1 protein-coding gene and 1 pseudogene are annotated in these 1,551 nt (G+C 40.2%); both read left to right on the top strand.

From position 1 onward, the window contains the following. Window positions 1-292 (top strand): annotated as a pseudogene (locus ACR2F7_RS03480) (manganese catalase family protein); the annotation flags it as partial. 155 nt (window positions 293-447) lie between these two features. Then, window positions 448-1,551: PAS domain-containing protein (locus ACR2F7_RS03485; protein WP_432712203.1), on the top strand; the 1,104-nt coding region annotated here is incomplete at its 3' end.

Genomic DNA, 1,551 nt, shown 5'->3' on the forward strand with positions numbered 1-1,551 from the left:
TGACCCTCGCCACAGCAATACCTATTACAACATGTCGCAGGGAGAAGATGTCCGTGGACCATGGAATGAGGGCACCAGCACTCAATTAGGCGAAGGATGGCAATATGTTAGTGATCCTTTAACAAAGGTGAGAGAAACCGAAGGCCTTACAAATATGACCCCTATGGGCACTGACCGTACTGAAGAAACAGTAACGGATGCCAATGAGGCCTTAAGTTCATTGAGGAAAGAAGAAATAACAGCTGCCACACCTGTAGGTGCAGCGCAGTGGAGTAATTACAATGGCGCTTAGCCATTTAAGCCAGCTTATTTTACTCATTCCATTATTTTCTTTTTGAACAGGCAGGATCATATTTCTGCCTGTTTTTTTAGGTTGATGGCAAAAATCATGAGAAATTTTTTTTAACTTAGGTAAGTACCAGGAGAATTAGTTCTAAAAAAATAATATTGAAAGAGCACCATAATATTTCAAAAAGGAATGCAGCAATACAGTTAGAAAGGATCTTGATGAATTTCGATGCTGCTCCGGAAGCTAACTTCTCCAATGATGAAGTGAAGGTACTCTTGAACAAACTTCATCAGATTAGACAACAGCAGGAATTACACACCATAAAGCTCAAAAACTCTTACGAATTACTGGTTGAAAAGCGAAAGAAATTCATTAGTCTTTACGACCTGACACCCATTGCTTGTTTTACACTAGATGCGCTGGGCATGATTACGGTGACCAACCAACACGGTGCAGATTTATTAAAAATCCCTAAAGAAAGAGCCCTTTACCAACGCTTTCAATCTTTTATTTTAGCAGATTCCTGGGAAGACTTCAATCTCTTTCTCCAACAGGCAGCGCAATCTCCTGAGCGGCAGACGGCCGAAATGAAGCTCTATTTAGGTAATAATGAAATTACCTATGTAAAGATGGAAGGAATAGCTGTGCATGGAGCTACAGAAGAACAAATAAAGTATTGCGTGGCTGTAATAGATGTTACAGAAAGCAAAAAGTCGGAGCTCAGCTTACAGCGAAATAAAGAAAGGCTGCAAATGTCAATCACTGGATCCAACGTTGGTATCTGGAATATCGATCATGTTGACCAGAAGATGTACCTAGATGATTATAGTTATGCCATTTTATCTTTAAACCCAAGTCAATTTGATGAAAGTGTAAGCTCTATTATCCAGCACCTGCATCCAGACGACCAGGAAAAAATGCGATATCATATGGCCAGGGTTATTGGTTTCCATGAGTTTATTGATGTAGAATTCAGGGTATTTAGTGAAACCGGCCAATTAAAATATATATCCTTTAAGGGACATGAGGTAAATAACTTCAAAAAAGAAGGGAAATGCTTCGCAGGAATTCTAATGGATGTAACCGAGGCGAAGAGATTGGCAGAAGAGGCCAGGGCCTTCCTGAGCAACCAGCAAAAACTGATTCTTGAAGCCACCATTATGGCTCAGGAGAAAGAAAGAGCAGAAATCAGCAGCACCCTCCATGACAGCATTTGTCAGATTCTATATGGCATCAGGTTAAATTTGCAGAGTTTTCAAATC

The organism is Pedobacter sp., from assembly GCF_045628745.1.
Taxonomy (GTDB): Bacteria; Bacteroidota; Bacteroidia; order Sphingobacteriales; family Sphingobacteriaceae; genus Pedobacter.